This is a genomic window from Actinobacillus minor NM305 (assembly GCF_000175195.1).
Classification (GTDB): domain Bacteria; phylum Pseudomonadota; class Gammaproteobacteria; order Enterobacterales; family Pasteurellaceae; genus Haemophilus_A; species Haemophilus_A minor.
Genome location: NZ_ACQL01000106.1, coordinates 16,443 through 32,489 on the forward strand (window position 1 = coordinate 16,443; position 16,047 = coordinate 32,489).

Consider the following 16,047-nt stretch of genomic DNA (forward strand, 5'->3'; position numbering starts at 1 on the left):
TTAAAGTGCGGTTGAATTTGCAAAAATTTTTCAAAATCCAACCGCATATAATGTTAGGAAAATAAAAATGAACAACAAAAACTGGTGGCAAAACGGGGTAATTTACCAAATCTACCCAAAATCATTCCAAGATGCGACAGGGAACGGCACGGGCGATATTCAAGGGATTATCAAACGCCTTGATTATTTACAAACCCTTGGCATTGACGGCATTTGGATTACGCCGATGTATGTTTCGCCACAAATCGACAACGGCTACGACATTGCCGATTACCGCAATATCGACCCAAGTTACGGCACGATGGCGGATTTTGAGCAACTGATTGCCGAGGCACACAAACGCAATATTCGTATCGTGATGGATATGGTGTTCAACCACAGCTCCACCTTCCACGAATGGTTCAAACAAGGCGAAGATCCAAACAGCGAATATCACGATTATTATATTTGGAAAGAGCAACCGACCAACTGGAAATCCAAATTTGGCGGTTCGGCGTGGAAATGGTCGGACAAGGCGCAAAAATATTACCTGCACCTATTCGCCCCTGAACAAGCGGATTTAAACTGGGAAAACCCAAAACTGCGGTCAGAATTATTTGATATTTGCAAATTCTGGGCGGAAAAAGGCATTGATGGCTTGCGTTTGGACGTGGTGAATTTGATTTCCAAACCTGAACAATTTGAAGATGATTTTGAAGGCGATGGACGCCGTTTTTATACGGACGGCCCGAAAATTCATCAATATTTACAAATGCTTAACCAAAACGCTTTAACGCCATACGGCTTAATGACCGTAGGCGAAATGTCGTCCACTAAATTGGAACATTGCCAACAATACGCCAATTTGAACGGTTCGGAATTGTCGATGACCTTCAACTTCCACCATTTAAAAGTGGATTACCCGAACGGTGAAAAATGGACGTACGCCAAACCTGATTATGTGGAATTGAAATCGATCTTCAACTACTGGCAACAGGGAATGCACGGCAAAGCGTGGAATGCGTTGTTTTGGTGCAACCACGACCAACCGCGTATTGTGTCACGCTTTGGCGATGAAGGCGAACTCCACACCACCTCGGCAAAAATGTTAGCGATGTTGCTACACGGAATGCAAGGCACGCCTTATATTTATCAAGGGGAAGAAATCGGAATGACCAACCCGAATTTTGCTACCATTGAAGAATATCGTGATGTAGAAAGCTTAAATGCCTATACGGAGCTGAAAGAAAAGGGCGTGAGTGATGAGCTGATTATCAAGATCCTCGCACAAAAATCCCGTGATAACTCTCGCACACCGGTGCAGTGGGATAGCTCGAAAAATGCCGGTTTCTCAACCGGCACACCGTGGATTGATGTGGCACGCAATTACAATGAAATCAACGTAGAACAAGCACTTGCGGACAAAAATTCCGTGTTTTACACCTACCAAGCGTTAATTGCCTTACGCAAAAAATTAGCGGTGCTCACTGATGGCGATTACCAAGATTTACTGCCACAACACCCGTCTGTTTGGGCGTATCAACGCACTAACGCAACGGAAAAATTGACGGTGATGGCAAATTTAAGTGCAGAAAAACAAGTGGTTAGGTTAGAAACAAGCGGTCAGATTTTGTTAAACAATTACCAAAATCTCGCCCAAGTTGAAAATGGCATTGAGCTGGAGCCTTATCAGGCGGTGTATTTGCTTAGTTAATGAAAAAAGATCGCTTCGGCGGTCTTTTTTTATAAGTAAATTGACAATATCTCAACTAACTAATGAAATTTCTTGGGAAAAATGCTATATTCTTGCCCAGTTTTTTTAATTATTTTACGGAGAAATCTGAATGGAACTGACGGCTTTAACAGCGTTATCCCCAATTGATGGTCGTTATCAAGATAAAGCGGCTGCACTTCGCCCTATTTTTAGTGAATTTGGCTTACTTAAATTTCGTGTAACAGTCGAAGTGCGCTGGTTACAAAAATTGGCAGCTCACGCACAAATTAACGAAGTTCCTGCTTTTTCTGAAAAAGCAAACGATTACCTAAACAGCATTGTTGAAAATTTTTCCATTGAAGATGCGAACCGTATTAAAACGATTGAACGCACCACAAATCACGATGTGAAAGCGGTTGAGTATTTCTTAAAAGAGAAATGTGAAGCCTTGCCTGAACTGCAAAAAATCAATGAGTTTATTCACTTTGCTTGTACTTCTGAAGACATTAACAACACTTCTCACGCCTTGATGCTCAAAACGGCTCGTGAAGAAGTTTTATTACCTGAATGGAAAAAAGTGATTGATGCTGTTGTGGAATTGGCTCATCGTTACAAAAATATTCCGCTTCTTTCTCGTACGCACGGTCAGCCGGCAAGCCCAACCACTATTGGTAAAGAGATGGCAAACGTGGCATATCGTTTGAAACGTCAATATAAACAGTTAGAAAACTTAGAGATTTTAGCGAAGATCAATGGGGCAGTGGGGAACTACAATGCTCATTTATCAGCTTATCCTGATGTAGATTGGCACACTTTCAGCCAAGAATTTATTACGCAATCTTTAGGCGTAACTTGGAACCCATACACCACTCAAATTGAACCGCACGATTACATTGCGGAATTTTTTGATTGTGTCGCTCGCTTTAATACGATTGTGATTGATTTCGACCGTGATATGTGGGGCTATATTGCGTTAAATCACTTTAAACAACGTACCATTGCAGGTGAAATTGGGTCTTCTACGATGCCACATAAAGTTAATCCAATTGACTTTGAAAACTCAGAAGGTAACTTAGGTTTAGCGAATGCGATCATGAACCACTTAGGGCAAAAATTACCAATTTCTCGTTGGCAGCGTGATTTGACCGACTCAACCGTATTGCGGAATTTGGGTGTAGGTTTGGGTTATGCGTTAATCGCTTATGCAGCTACTTTAAAAGGAATTAGCAAGTTAGAAGTGAATGAACAACACTTGCGAGATGAATTGGATCAAAACTGGGAAGTATTAGCAGAGCCAATTCAAACGGTAATGCGCCGTTACGGTATTGAAAAACCGTATGAAAAACTTAAAGAGCTAACCCGTGGCAAACGTGTAGATGGCGAAGCGATGCGTCAATTTATTGATGGATTGGCATTGCCACAAGCAGAGAAAGATCGCTTAAAACAGATGACACCGGCAACTTATATCGGTTATGCTGTTGAGTTAGTGGAAAAACTGTAAATTTGATATCAAAAACAACCGCTTGTCATTGATGGCAAGCGGTTGTTTTTTGTCTATTTTTCGCTTTTCGATGGATTTTCTGTTATAATCTGCATAATTTTTCGGTCAGGTTTTTTTGCCTGTTTACCGTTATCCGTTTTATAAATTTTAGGGATTAGGAATGTCTGAACAAAACCAACAAAGCTATGATTCTTCAAGTATTAAAGTTTTAAGAGGCTTAGATGCTGTACGTAAACGTCCGGGGATGTATATCGGCGATACAGACGATGGCACGGGGTTACACCACATGGTATTTGAGGTCGTAGATAATGCGATTGATGAAGCATTAGCCGGCTATTGCCAAGATATTGTGGTAACTATTCATTCCGATAATTCCGTTTCAGTACAAGATGATGGTCGTGGTATTCCGGTAGGAATTCACCCGGAAGAAGGTGTTTCGGCAGCCGAAGTAATTATGACCGTACTTCACGCAGGTGGGAAATTTGACGATAACTCTTATAAAGTATCGGGCGGTTTGCACGGTGTAGGGGTATCGGTAGTAAACGCCCTTTCTTCTAAACTTCAATTAACGATTCGCCGTGAAGGGCATGTTCATGAACAATTTTATAGCCTTGGTGAACCTAATGCACCATTGACGGTAATCGGAAACACCGATAAAACAGGAACCATGGTTCGTTTTTGGCCAAGTTTAGATATTTTCAAAAACAAAACGGAATTTGAATACAAAATTCTTTCAAAACGTTTACGTGAGCTTTCATTCTTAAATTCAGGTGTATCAATCCGTTTAGTTGATGAACGTGATGGTAAAGAAGAGCATTTCAAATACGAAGGTGGTATTAAAGCCTACGTGGAATATCTAAACGAAGGTAAAACACATATCCACAACATGCCTTTCTATCTTTCAACCGAGAAAGACGGTATTGGTGTTGAGGTCTCATTACAATGGAATGATAGCTATAACGAAAATGTGTACTGTTTTACCAATAACATTCCACAACGAGATGGTGGTACGCACTTAGCAGGTTTCCGAGCAGCATTAACTCGTGCGTTAAAAAACTATATGGATAACAGTGGTGTACTGAAAAAAGCAGATGCTAATATCGATGCTTCAGGTGATGATGCTCGTGAGGGCTTAGTTGCTGTTATTTCAGTTAAAGTACCAGATCCAAAATTCTCATCGCAAACTAAAGATAAACTCGTTTCATCAGAAGTGCGTGGTGCAGTAGAAAGTTCAATGAATGAAGCATTAGCGGAATACCTTGCTGAAAATCCGGATGATGCAAAAAATATCGTTAGCAAAATTATTGATGCGGCTCGAGCGCGTGAAGCAGCGCGTAAAGCTCGTGAGATGACTCGCCGTAAAGGTGCGTTAGATTTAGGCGGTTTACCGGGTAAATTAGCAGATTGCCAGGAAAAAGACCCTGCACTTTCTGAGCTTTACTTAGTGGAGGGGGACTCTGCGGGCGGTTCGGCAAAACAAGGTCGTGATCGTAAAAACCAAGCAATTTTACCGTTAAAAGGTAAAATTCTAAATGTAGAAAAAGCTCGTTTCGATAAAATGCTTTCTTCACAAGAAGTGGCAACTCTAATTACTGCGTTAGGAACGGGGATTGGACGTGATGACTACAACATTGAAAAATTACGTTATCACAAAATCATTATTATGACCGATGCGGACGTTGATGGCGCGCATATTCGTACGCTTTTATTAACCTTCTTCTATCGCCAAATGCCGGAATTGATTGAAAACGGTTACATTTATATTGCACAGCCACCGCTTTACAAAGTGAAGAAAGGCAAGCAAGAGCGTTATATTCAAGATAACGATGAAATGTCTCAATATGAAATTGATATTGCATTGGAAGGTGCCGGCTTATTTGTGAGCGAAGATGCTCCGGCATTAAGTGGCGTTGCGCTAGAAAGCTTAATTACGCAATATAATGACGTACAAAAATTATTTGAACGTTTAGTTCGCCGTTATCCAGCATCCATATTAAATGAGTTGATTTATACACCGGCACTTTCAACGGAATTGGCAAAAGATCAAGCAAAAGTAACCGCTTGGAATGAGCAATTGATGACACAATTGATGGCAAAAGAAACGGGTGGAAGTTTCTATCGTGCCGGCGTTTTCTTTAATGAAGAGCGCCAAATTTATGAGCCTGAAATTATTGTGACAACTCACGGTATGGATACGACTTATCGCTTAGACTTTAACTTTATGACAAGTAATGAATATGGACGTATTACCGCATTAGGTCATGAACTTAACGATTTATTATCGCCAAGTGCTTATGTGGTGCGAGGCGAACGCCGCCAAGCGATAAGCAGTTTTGCGGAAGCATTAGATTGGCTAGTGAAAGAATCTCGTAAAGGTTTAACTATCCAACGCTATAAAGGGTTAGGTGAGATGAATCCAGAGCAATTATGGGAAACTACGATGGATCCGGTTGCTCGCAAAATGTTGCAAGTGAACATTACCGATGCCATTGCTGCAGATAAATTGTTTAGCACCTTAATGGGCGATGAAGTTGAACCTCGCCGTGACTTCATCGAAAGCAATGCGTTATATGCGCAGTTAGATATTTAAGAGTAGATGAAAGAGTTGATAATGATTTTTTATAGATCCTTATTAACTCTTTTTTACTTTTATACGTATTCTACTCAAAATAAGAGGTAAAGTAGGCAAAAAAGTGAGTAATACATTTGTGTCTACTATACCTCTTTTTACCTCCATTACTCACATCAACAAATTGTGGTTGCTCGACTAACAAATTCTCTTAGTTTTGACAAGAATTCACGTTTCTTATGGTTTTGTTCGATAGCTTTGGCAATATTAGATAGTTCGTGAGAGTAATTAATACTAATAACTCTGTTTATTAATGCCTGATATCTATTATATTGGCAATTATCTATCTCAGTAGCTTCTTGCAGAGTTGATAATTGCTTATCGAAACTGTTAAAAAATACAGTTTCTATATCCATAGCCTTAATGACAGCATTGCGGATAATATCTTTAATATTGGTAATGTCAGTATTGATTTCATGTAGAATTTCTGTTTTTGTTGCACTTTTGTTAGCGTGTTTGACAATATCTTTAGCATCTACTAAATCAAATAGTTTTTTAGTTGTAATAATCGATTCTTCTTTCTTCTCTGAATCTGATCCTTTTGCAAAGAAGTTTTTTAAAACACCGATAGTCTCTTTTGCTTTATCTATATAAAATGTATCATTTTTAATCCAATCACCAATAGTTTGGTATATTTTTGTTAGGATGAGTTCTATTGTACTTTCATCTTCACTCTTCTGGGTTAGTAATAAAGAAATTAGCTTAAAGTCTTCATCTTTATCTTCACAGTAATAAGCATCAAGATAAATAAAGTCTTTTTTGGCGTTATTAAATTTCTGCGTTCTTGCATTAGAGCCTAGGCTATAATTGAAAATATCAAATAGATTTCGAGCGAAACGTTCAAACAGATATTCATATTTTTCATGACTATAGATATTTTCTGTTCTAACATTCTGAATAAATTGAATGAGTTCATTTCTAACAGCTATGTTTCTTTCAGGATTCAGTTCATTCAGTAAATTCTCAATAATTTGAGCTTCTTTTTCTTTACCATTTTGTTCGAAGAAGTCTCGAATTACATCAGAAATATTTTGTCTAATTTGTGTTGAAATTTTATTTCTTAGATAAGGATTTGTTGCTTCATTAAGCTCTAATGATACGCTTTTATCTGTTTCTCTAATGATCTCATCAAGATTACTTTCAGTAATTTGTGGGAAGTTTGACTTCTCATCAAATCTATTTTGTAGTTTTTCGGTAAGCGTTCTGTTTGGTTTATTATCAAAACCAATAATTTCAGCTTTTAATTGGGTTCTAATGTTGCTAATAGCCTTTTTAAATTTACTTTGAAGCTCAGTGCTAGCTTTAGTAAAAATATAATGTTTAGCATCTTCTTCAGATGATGGCATACTTTCTAGTTGATGATTATGGAGTTGCACTTGAATTTCTTTAATAAAATCTTGTTTTACATTTTTCAACTTCATTTTAACAAGATTGAATCGATCAGTCTGATGATATTTTATGATTAGCTCTCTAAATGCATGAATATTATCTTCAATGTCAAAGTTATTTTTATACTTATCTTCTGCAATATTTTTCAAAGATAAATATTTTAACGCTGAACCTGTGCAGACGGTAGACTCTGTACCTATACCGAGATTAATAACATCTTTTAATAATATTTGATGATTATTATTGGCCTGTTCTAAAGTATTCGCAGTATCTTTTTTGTTACCAAAAATAAATAGTTTTTCTTTTAATTTTAATCCATCTTCATCAACTTGTTCTTTTAAAATATTAAGTACAGTACCTTGTATATTAGGGTTTTGTCCAACATTTGTAATTAAAATAATTACATCAGCTGATTTTAGTCGTTCAGTTGTTTGTTCTGTATGTAATTGGGTTGTTGAATCAAAGCCAGGTACATCATAGATAACAGCATTTTTTAATTGACTTAATTTTGAGGATTGAATATCGATACTTTTTACGCTATAAGGTTTGCTTCTATCATCATTATTCCCGGTAATATAACTTTTAAATTCTTGAGATAGAATTTCATCACCTAAAAATACTTTTTGCGGTTTATCTAATAACAATTTATCCTTATTTAAAAGGATATCTTTAATTTCTATTTCAGCTTTGCCCTTATGAGTATTATATAACTCAGGTTGGTTTTCTTCTAAGGAATTAAAATAATGGGTAAAGTCTTCTATTTTTAAGGTTTTTAAGGTATTTTTATCAATATTTGGATACTTGATAGTATTGAGTAAATCAATAAATCGTTCATTAAATTCTTCTTCGGTATAGAATGTTACAATAGCTCTATCCTCACCGTAAGTAAGACGGGTAATTGTATATGTACAACGTTCTGCAGCTGATGGGAATATGTTACTTTCAATTAAAGCATTGGCAAAAGTTGACTTTCCTGCTTTTTCTAAGCCGATAATAGCGATTTCTAGCTCATCTTTTGTTAATTTATTTAATAATGTTTCATTTAAATTTGCTATTTTTTGGATTTTTGTTATATCAATAAAATTAAGCTCTTTATTATCATTGATAATCGATTTAATAAATTGGTTTAATTCCGTTGCTTTATTGATTATTTCTAATTTTTCTTGTGTTTGATTTTCCATTTTGCATTCCTTAATATATAAGAAAAGCAATCACATAAGCGATTGCTTTATAATATTATTTAACCTTTAATCACTTCTTGCCCACCCATATACGGACGTAATACTTCAGGGATTGTAATAGAACCATCCGCATTTTGATAGTTTTCTAACACGGCCACTAAAGTACGTCCTACGGCTAAGCCAGAACCATTTAATGTATGCACTAAACGAGTTTTCTTATCATTTTTCGCTTTACAACGAGCTGACATACGGCGAGCTTGGAAATCCCACATATTTGAGCAAGACGAGATTTCACGGTAAGTATTTTGTGCTGGTAGCCATACTTCCAAATCGTAAGTTTTGGCTGAACCAAATCCCATATCTCCGGTGCAAAGTAATACTTTACGATACGGTAGATTTAAGAGTTGTAATACTTTTTCAGCGTGTCCGGTTAATTCTTCAAGGGCTTCCATTGATTTTTCAGGGGCAACAATTTGCACCATTTCCACTTTTTCAAACTGGTGCATACGAATTAAACCACGAGTGTCACGTCCGTATGAACCGGCTTCAGAACGGAAACATGGCGTATGAGCGGTATATCTTAACGGTAATGTTTCTTCATCAATGATTTCATCACGCACTAAGTTGGTTACCGGCACTTCTGCGGTTGGAATTAAACTGAAAGGACGCTGTGTTTCGTTCGGATCTTGTCCTGTTAATGGCTGAGTATGGAATAAATCCTCGCCGAATTTTGGTAATTGACCTGTTCCAAATAGGGTGTCGTGATTTACTAAAAATGGTACGTTTGTCTCAACATAGCCGTGTTGTTCGGTATGTAAATCTAACATAAATTGAGAAAGCGCACGATGTAAGCGAGCAAGTTTACCTTTCATCACAACAAAGCGGCTTGCCGTTAATTTTACGCCTGCGGCGAAGTCTAAGCCACCTAGGTTTTCGCCTAAAGTCACATGATCTTTCACTTCAAAATCAAATTGACGAGGTTCCCCCCAGCGAGCCACTTCTAAATTTTCACTATCGTCTTTACCTAAAGGCACCTCTTCCGCCGGTAAGTTAGGCACAGCAAGAAGAATATCACGGATTTCTGCTTGAACTTGATCTAAAGCATTTTTCGCCTCGGTTAGTTCATTGCCCATATTATCAACTTCAGCAAGTAATACGGAAATATCTTCGCCGCGAGCTTTTGCTGCACCAATGTTTTTTGAACGGGCATTACGTTCAGCTTGCAAGGTTTCTGTTTTAACCTGAAGTGTTTTACGTTGCTCTTCTAATGATTTGATTCGCTCAACATCTAACGTAAAGTTACGCTTAATTTTAAGTGTTTGAGCGATTTCATCTAAATTTGTACGAAGTAAGTTTTGGTCGATCATATGTTGTCCCTAAGTCTCTTTACTTTAATAAAAATATTTCTTAACCACGATTGGCATTTTTCATGATGCGTTGTTTAGCAAGTTGCCATTCTCTATCTTTAATATCTTCACGTTTATCGTGTAATTTTTTCCCTTTTGCGACACCGATTTTCACTTTTGCCCAAGCGGCTTTCCAGTAAAGGGATAATGCCACAACAGTCATGCCATCTCGATTAACTTTTCCGAAAAGTGAATCAAGCTCTCGGCGGTTCAGTAAAAGTTTTCGTGTGCGAGTTGGGTCTGCCACAATATGTGTTGAAGCCACATTAAGCGGGGTAATGGTTGCACCAAATAAGAAGGCTTGTCCATCTCTAAAAGTAACATAACTATCGCCGATGTTAGCTTTACCTGCACGTAGCGATTTTACTTCCCAACCTTGCAATTCTAATCCTGCTTCAACCTCTTCTTCAATAAAGTATTCGTGTCTAGCCCGTTTATTTAATGCAATTGTATTTGAAGCGACTTTTGGTTTTTTACTCATAATGAATTTTTCTAAAAAAATAAATGGAATTCTACCTTAATCTAACATATCCGCCAATAGAAACTGCAATACAGCGTCCATTCGAAGATGGGGAATAGCCTCATCAAAAGCGATTTGTTTTGGAGCAAATTGATCAAATTCAAAGGTATTAAATTGCCAATAATTTGCTTCGGGTAAACGGCTTGGCACAGTACCTGCATGCATGGTTATCAGTTTTTTATCGTTTGAACGAATGCCCCGAATGGCTTTAATTTGTTTTCCTTGTTGGGTAACGATAACTGAATCGGTTGTTTTCACGCTTGAAATGGCTTGATAAGCAATTTCAATATCTTTAAATTCTGCATGTCGCCCACCTTCTTGTACAAGCTGGCGCATTAAGCTCTCTAAATTGGGAAGCTGATCTCGTGTAACATGATCGGCTTTGGTTGCCGCAAACAGAAGCTTATCGATGTTGGATGAAAACAAGCGATGGAATAACGTTCGATTTCCGTAATGAAAGTGTTTAAAGAGTTGTTGCAACCCAATTTTCATTTCTAAAAATTCATCATAGCCATGATTAAGAGGTGTGAGGCAATCCGCTAAAATCACTTGGCGGTCAAATTGTGAAAAATAGTTTTCATAAAACGGTTTTACAATTTTTTGTTGATAGTGTTGATAGCGTTTTTTTAACGTCTTAAACGTACTGTTCTCATCACTTGTTTCTAATTTTTGCCACTCTTGTTCAGATAAATTTAGGAGTGGGAAAAATTGAAATACGGGAGCACCTTTGCTATTTTCATTTGGCAACACAAAGCGACCGGGTTGGATATATTGCATTCCCTGAGACTTACAAGCTAACAAGAAAGCGGTGTATTTTTCACTTAATTCGGCAAGTTGATTTTCATCTGTTTTTGCAAATAAATCTAAATTTTTGACCGCTTGTAGCCATTCTTCCGCAAGTTCTGCACGTTTACCGTGATGAACTTGCTTTTGAGCTTCTGACCACTCTTTAAAAGATTGGGTAAGTAACGGTAAATCTAATAACCATTCGCCAGGGTAATCAAAAATATCGAGGTAAAGTACACCGGTTTCTTTGAGATGTTTTAACAGACCTTCTTTACGCTGGAAACGAATCTCCAAGCGAATTTCGCTGATCCCCGTTGTTGATGGACACCAACTTGGTGGATTGGCTTCAAAACACTGACGATTTTTATCATATTCAAAACGAGGAATGGTTAAATCACCTTGTTCTACACGTTTAACGGAAATAATTTGTTGCTGCCGAGCAGGAGCAAAAAGAGGAAGATGTGGATTCTCACTTTTTGAGATATGTAACAGTTGATCGACTAAACTCGTGATGAAAGCAGTTTTGCCACTTCGACTTAGACCGGTTACAGCGAGTCTTAAATGATTATCTAAGCCACGTTGCACGAAGTTGTGAAGCTTATGTTGAATTTTATTAAACATGGATAAATTTTTCTTGCTAAAATAACGTTATCATCATACCAAAAATGCGTTTATCAAAAAATGGGAATTCTATGCAAAATGAAATTGAATTAAAGATCATGCTCTTACCTGAAAATATAACACCAATAAAAAATTGGTTAGCGCAACAAAATGTGATTGAGATTCAAACCAACTCGCTTGGGAATACGTATTTTGATACCGCTGAACAGTATTTTGCCAAAAATCAGATGGGATTTCGCGTGCGGACTTATAATGGCAATTATGAAATGACCTTAAAAATGAAAGGGGAAATCATTGGTGGTCTGCATGTTCGCCCTGAATATAATCTTCCTTTGGAGTCTAAAGATCCAGACTTCAAGCGGTTAAATTCGCATTTTAATTTGCAAATTCCGGAAGCAGAGCAAATCTCAGAACAGCTAGTTGCAAAATTCAGTACTGACTTTATTCGCCACAAGTGGCTTATCCAATATCAAAATACCAAAATTGAAGTAGCTCTTGATCAAGGCGAAATTAAAAACGAGATCGGTTCGGCCCCTATTTGCGAGTTAGAGTTTGAATTATTGGAAGGTAATTTAAATGATATTTTTTCATTATTAGTGCAAATGCCTAAACGAGATGGCATGTGGCTGAGTAGTTTGAGTAAAGCGCAGCGAGGTTATTTGGTTGGGCATACGGAGCGTTTTAGAGCAGAAGTTGAACAAGCGCTAAGTAAAGAAAAGGGCTATATCTTAGAACAGAAATTAGCTGATTATTTACGTGAAGTCCATGATCCGCAAATGGTTGAACAATTTTTTCAGGTGTTCCCATTATTCCCACATAGAGATAAAGAAACTTTACAGTATTATTTGAAAAGTGCAGAGTATCTTGAATATAACTTAGCGCAGTTACTGGCATCGGTATAAAAAATTAGGGAATCATGTGATTCCCCTAATTTTTACGTTCAATTATTTTACAATTTCAAAAGCTAAATTTTTAAATACGACATCGCCAATCTGAACTTCCATTCGATAAGCGCCAATCGGATCTTTAGAATCAAATTGCCAACAACGGGTTACATGTTCATTATTAGTAGCAACAACATCTCCAACAATTAAAAATTCTTTTTTATCTGCTGAAGCGTTGATTGTCATACCTGGTGAACTGAAGTCAGTTGCTGCTGGTGCATAAAAAACTTCTGCAACACGAACTTTTCCAGATACCGGCACATTGATAGATGACCAACAAAGTTGTTGTTTTTTACTGATAGAGAGTTTATTACCTTTGATAACACGGGGAGCTTTACCATTAAAATCAATAACACGCAAAGCAACTGCCGGCTTGCCATCAAATGCTTTTGGTTCCTCATTCTTCTTACCTTCAGTAGCCATCGTTGTTGCTGATATCATGCTAATGGCTAAAACTAATAATTTTTTCATTCACTTTTCTCCGAATTCGATTGTTTATATTTTTCTCGTAATTGATTTGCTACGAGTTGAATTGCCTCGCCCATACTCATACCTTGTTGGGCTAATTTTTGGATCTCTTCTACGGCTTCTTGTTGTTGCTCATGAGTTAATGAGAGTAGAGCATTATCCATATTGTTCTCCATTTGTCTAATAAAAATGTGTAAAGTTCCAATTAAAGAATGTAAATAATTGACGCCATTGCTGATCAAGCGGCGCTTTTATTTCTATTTTTTGCAAGGTTTTAGGGTGCTGAAATTGCATAAAATGTGAATGCAACATTAATCGCTCAACACCGGATTGCTCGGCTAACGTACGATTTTGATGTAAATCACCATATTTTGTATCGCCCATAATCGGGTGAAAAAGGTGCTTTAAATGTCGTCTTAATTGATGTTTTCGCCCTGTTTGTGGCTGTAGTTCAACTAGCGAATAACGAGCTGTTTGAAATTTTCCAGCAGGATAAGGCATTTCGACTGTCGCTAAACCTTGATAATCTGTAATCGCTTCTTGCGGTTCTTTTTCTTGTGAAAATCTATCGGCTACTTTATCTAAAATTACTTTCAATGGATAATCAACTCTCGCTTTTCCTTCTAAATAACCTCTGACGATAGCAAGATAGCCTTTTTTTACTTGATGATTTTCAAATAATTCGCACATCGTTCGCGCCATGTCGCTATTGAGTGCAAAAAGTAATACACCAGATGTCGGGCGATCTAAACGATGTATCGGAAAAACGTGTTGCCCAATTTGATCTCGAAGCGTTTGCATGACGAAAACGGTTTCCGCCTTATCTAACCAACTACGATGAACCAACATACCTGCCGGCTTATTGATCGCAATAAGATCTTCATCTTGATAAAGAATTTCTAGCATCATATTAGCTTTTTAGCAGCGCTTCCATTTGTGATAATGGTTGATGAAGGGCTCTTAAATAAGGTTCATTTTTTAGTGATTCTTCCAAATAAGCTGTAATTGAAAAATTGCGTGGAAGTTCATTGCCCTGTTCTAATAATGCATGCATTCTTGGAATAAATATCCATTGAAGCCATTGTGTTGGCGTAAGTGTTTCAACACAAAACGGTTGGTTGTTTGCTAATGCTTCAGCACTTGGAGGCGTAGCTTCCCATAATTGATGATGGTGCATCGCTTCTTGTAATTCAATTAAAAGTTGTTTTACCTTCGTTTTCATCTTTTTCCTCAATGTGGTAAAAATTTAGGTGGCTATTTTAGGCTATTTTCTTTTTTCTTTCTATTGTAAGATGATTAGAGTAAACTTTTTGGAATGTTCTCAGATTTCCGCTAAATAACAATAAAAGAAGGATAAATATGCAATCTCAACAACCAACCATTCTTCAAAAAATCGTTCAAGATAAAGCCATTTGGGTTCAAAATAAAGAACAGAGTTTTCCTTTAGCTCATTTTAAACAGGCATTAAAACCTGCGGATCGGGATTTTTATGGTCAATTATCGATGGGAACTCATCAAATCCCAGCCTATATTTTAGAATGTAAGAAAGCATCGCCTTCGAAAGGATTGATTCGGGCGGAATTTGATTTAGATGCGATTGCTCAAGTTTATAAACATTATGCATCTGCGATTTCTGTTTTGACGGATGAACAATATTTTCAAGGGGATTTTCGTTACATTGATCAGGTAAAACAGCAAACGACACAACCTATTCTGTGTAAAGATTTCATTATTTCGCCTTATCAGGTTTATTTAGCTCGTTATTACAATGCCGATGCGATTTTATTGATGTTATCTGTCGTAGATGATGAAACATATAGAATGTTGTCTGAGTTAGCTCATTCATTAGGTATGGGCGTACTAACAGAAACCAGCACAGAGCAAGAATTTGAGCGAGCATTATCCCTTGGCGCAAGAATTATTGGTGTTAATAACCGTGATTTACATACATTAACGATTGATATGAATCGCATTGTTCGACTAGTTGAAAAATATCGTGACCAAATTCCGGAAAATGTACGATTAATTTCAGAGTCGGGTATTTATGATCATCAACAAATCAGAACCATAAAACCTTTTGCGCATGGATTTTTGATCGGCAGCAGTTTAATGGGAAGTGCAGATCTCAATAATGCGGTTCGTTCGGTGATATATGGCGAAAATAAAGTATGCGGATTAACTCGCACACAAGATGTTAAAGCGGTCTATGAACAGGGCGCTTTATATGGCGGATTGATTTTTGCAGAAGGTTCGCCGAGACAGCTCTCTTTACGTCAAGCGCAAGAACTTGTGGTTAATGCACCATTACGATATGTTGGCGTATTTCAAAATCAAGCGGTTGAATTTGTGGAAAAAATAGCAAAACAGCTTGAATTATTTGCGGTTCAATTGCATGGGCAGGAAGATGAGCAATATATCGCAGAACTTGCGGAACGTCTGGAAGGCAAAACACAAATTTGGAAAGCATGTTCTATTGATATAAATGCAGATTCTTGGACATTTGTTGATAATCCATTAGTAAGTCGTTTCATTTTAGACAGTCAATCTGGCTCTCAACAAGGGGGGACAGGGAAATCATTTAATTGGGCTATCATTCCTGAAGAGCTGAAAAACAAATCACTTTTAGCCGGAGGTATTCATTTAGATAATCTCGATTCTGCTTTAGCACAAGGTTGTTTAGGTGTTGATCTTAATTCTGGCATTGAAAGTGCAAAAGGTGTAAAAGATCTTGAAAAATTAACCGCTTGCTTTGCGAAAATTATTCAGGCATAAATAACTATTTTTTGGCAAAAAGGCGATTTAATATCGTCTTTTTTCTTTTTGGGAAAAATTTTTGCGATCTCGCTCGAAAATTAAAATATTTTTTCAGCAAGGTTTAAAAATAAAAGGCATACTGTTAGAAAAAGTTG

The 16,047-nt window shown here is 37.2% G+C and carries 13 protein-coding genes; 5 read left to right on the forward strand and 8 right to left on the reverse strand.

From position 1 onward, the window contains the following. The first annotated feature begins 67 nt into the window (after positions 1-67). From treC to gyrB, 3 genes are all read left to right on the forward strand, one after another. Positions 68-1,693 (forward strand): alpha,alpha-phosphotrehalase, encoded by a 1,626-nt coding sequence (treC, locus tag AM305_RS07950; protein ID WP_005824780.1) that lies wholly within the window; start codon positions 68-70, stop codon positions 1,691-1,693. A gap of 130 nt (positions 1,694-1,823) precedes the next feature. Then, the gene (gene purB / locus AM305_RS07955) at positions 1,824-3,194 is read left to right on the forward strand and encodes an adenylosuccinate lyase (RefSeq protein ID WP_005824781.1); all 1,371 of its coding nucleotides are present in this window, start codon (positions 1,824-1,826) and stop codon (positions 3,192-3,194) included. 160 nt (positions 3,195-3,354) lie between these two features. Further along, a complete protein-coding gene (gene gyrB, locus AM305_RS07960) occupies positions 3,355-5,784 on the forward strand; it encodes a DNA topoisomerase (ATP-hydrolyzing) subunit B (RefSeq protein ID WP_005824783.1) in 2,430 nt (809 codons plus the stop codon). 155 nt (positions 5,785-5,939) lie between these two features. Here the strand turns inward: gyrB and AM305_RS07965 are convergent, their stop codons facing one another. From AM305_RS07965 to AM305_RS07980, 4 genes are read right to left on the reverse strand one after another with little or no spacing between them, the layout of a single operon-like run. Next, positions 5,940-8,393: a dynamin family protein gene (locus AM305_RS07965; protein WP_005824784.1), complete on the reverse strand. Its 2,454-nt coding sequence runs from the start codon at positions 8,391-8,393 to the stop codon at positions 5,940-5,942. 59 nt (positions 8,394-8,452) lie between these two features. Further along, positions 8,453-9,760, reverse strand: a complete 1,308-nt coding sequence (serS, locus tag AM305_RS07970) for a serine--tRNA ligase (RefSeq protein ID WP_005824786.1) — start codon at positions 9,758-9,760, stop codon at positions 8,453-8,455. Between the two features lie 40 nt (positions 9,761-9,800). Beyond that, positions 9,801-10,283, reverse strand: a complete 483-nt coding sequence (smpB, locus tag AM305_RS07975) for an SsrA-binding protein SmpB (RefSeq protein ID WP_193594285.1) — start codon at positions 10,281-10,283, stop codon at positions 9,801-9,803. 33 nt (positions 10,284-10,316) lie between these two features. Further along, positions 10,317-11,726, reverse strand: a complete 1,410-nt coding sequence (locus AM305_RS07980; RefSeq protein ID WP_005824789.1) for a YcjX family GTP-binding protein — start codon at positions 11,724-11,726, stop codon at positions 10,317-10,319. Between the two features lie 71 nt (positions 11,727-11,797). On the opposite strand from AM305_RS07980, the gene AM305_RS07985 reads away from it, so the two are divergent. Then, entirely contained in the window at positions 11,798-12,628 is an 831-nt protein-coding gene (locus AM305_RS07985; protein WP_005824791.1) for a CYTH domain-containing protein, read from the forward strand. A 42-nt stretch (positions 12,629-12,670) separates the two neighbouring features. On the opposite strand, the gene AM305_RS07990 is transcribed toward AM305_RS07985, so the two are convergent. From AM305_RS07990 to AM305_RS08000, 4 genes are read right to left on the reverse strand one after another with little or no spacing between them, the layout of a single operon-like run. Continuing rightward, positions 12,671-13,141 (reverse strand): hypothetical protein, encoded by a 471-nt coding sequence (locus tag AM305_RS07990; RefSeq protein ID WP_005824792.1) that lies wholly within the window; start codon positions 13,139-13,141, stop codon positions 12,671-12,673. Then, positions 13,138-13,302, reverse strand: a complete 165-nt coding sequence (locus AM305_RS12040) for a YoaH family protein (protein WP_005824794.1) — start codon at positions 13,300-13,302, stop codon at positions 13,138-13,140. Before AM305_RS12040 ends, AM305_RS07990 begins: the two co-directional genes overlap by 4 nt. Positions 13,303-13,318: 16 nt before the next feature. Further along, positions 13,319-14,047 carry a tRNA pseudouridine(65) synthase TruC gene (gene truC / locus AM305_RS07995; protein WP_005824795.1) on the reverse strand — a complete coding sequence of 243 codons (729 nt, stop codon included), beginning with the start codon at positions 14,045-14,047 and terminating at the stop codon, positions 13,319-13,321. Between the two features lies 1 nt (position 14,048). Beyond that, the gene (locus AM305_RS08000) at positions 14,049-14,360 is read right to left on the reverse strand and encodes a YqcC family protein (protein ID WP_005824797.1); all 312 of its coding nucleotides are present in this window, start codon (positions 14,358-14,360) and stop codon (positions 14,049-14,051) included. Positions 14,361-14,497: 137 nt separating this feature from the next. On the opposite strand from AM305_RS08000, the gene trpCF reads away from it, so the two are divergent. Continuing rightward, entirely contained in the window at positions 14,498-15,910 is a 1,413-nt protein-coding gene (gene trpCF, locus AM305_RS08005) for a bifunctional indole-3-glycerol-phosphate synthase TrpC/phosphoribosylanthranilate isomerase TrpF (RefSeq protein ID WP_005824799.1), read from the forward strand. Positions 15,911-16,047 lie beyond the last annotated feature (137 nt).

Excerpts from the sequence above, each read along its gene's own strand:
- AM305_RS07965 (WP_005824784.1), bottom strand. The coding sequence starts at position 8,393 with ATGGAAAATCAAACACAAGAAAAATTAGAAATAATCAATAAAGCAACG.
- AM305_RS07980 (WP_005824789.1), bottom strand. The coding sequence starts at position 11,726 with ATGTTTAATAAAATTCAACATAAGCTTCACAACTTCGTGCAACGTGGC.
- AM305_RS08000 (WP_005824797.1), bottom strand. The coding sequence starts at position 14,360 with ATGAAAACGAAGGTAAAACAACTTTTAATTGAATTACAAGAAGCGATG.
- serS (WP_005824786.1), bottom strand. The coding sequence starts at position 9,760 with ATGATCGACCAAAACTTACTTCGTACAAATTTAGATGAAATCGCTCAA.
- AM305_RS12040 (WP_005824794.1), bottom strand. The coding sequence starts at position 13,302 with ATGGATAATGCTCTACTCTCATTAACTCATGAGCAACAACAAGAAGCC.
- purB (WP_005824781.1), top strand. The coding sequence starts at position 1,824 with ATGGAACTGACGGCTTTAACAGCGTTATCCCCAATTGATGGTCGTTAT.
- treC (WP_005824780.1), top strand. The coding sequence starts at position 68 with ATGAACAACAAAAACTGGTGGCAAAACGGGGTAATTTACCAAATCTAC.
- truC (WP_005824795.1), bottom strand. The coding sequence starts at position 14,047 with ATGATGCTAGAAATTCTTTATCAAGATGAAGATCTTATTGCGATCAAT.
- gyrB (WP_005824783.1), top strand. The coding sequence starts at position 3,355 with ATGTCTGAACAAAACCAACAAAGCTATGATTCTTCAAGTATTAAAGTT.
- trpCF (WP_005824799.1), top strand. The coding sequence starts at position 14,498 with ATGCAATCTCAACAACCAACCATTCTTCAAAAAATCGTTCAAGATAAA.
- AM305_RS07990 (WP_005824792.1), bottom strand. The coding sequence starts at position 13,141 with ATGAAAAAATTATTAGTTTTAGCCATTAGCATGATATCAGCAACAACG.
- AM305_RS07985 (WP_005824791.1), top strand. The coding sequence starts at position 11,798 with ATGCAAAATGAAATTGAATTAAAGATCATGCTCTTACCTGAAAATATA.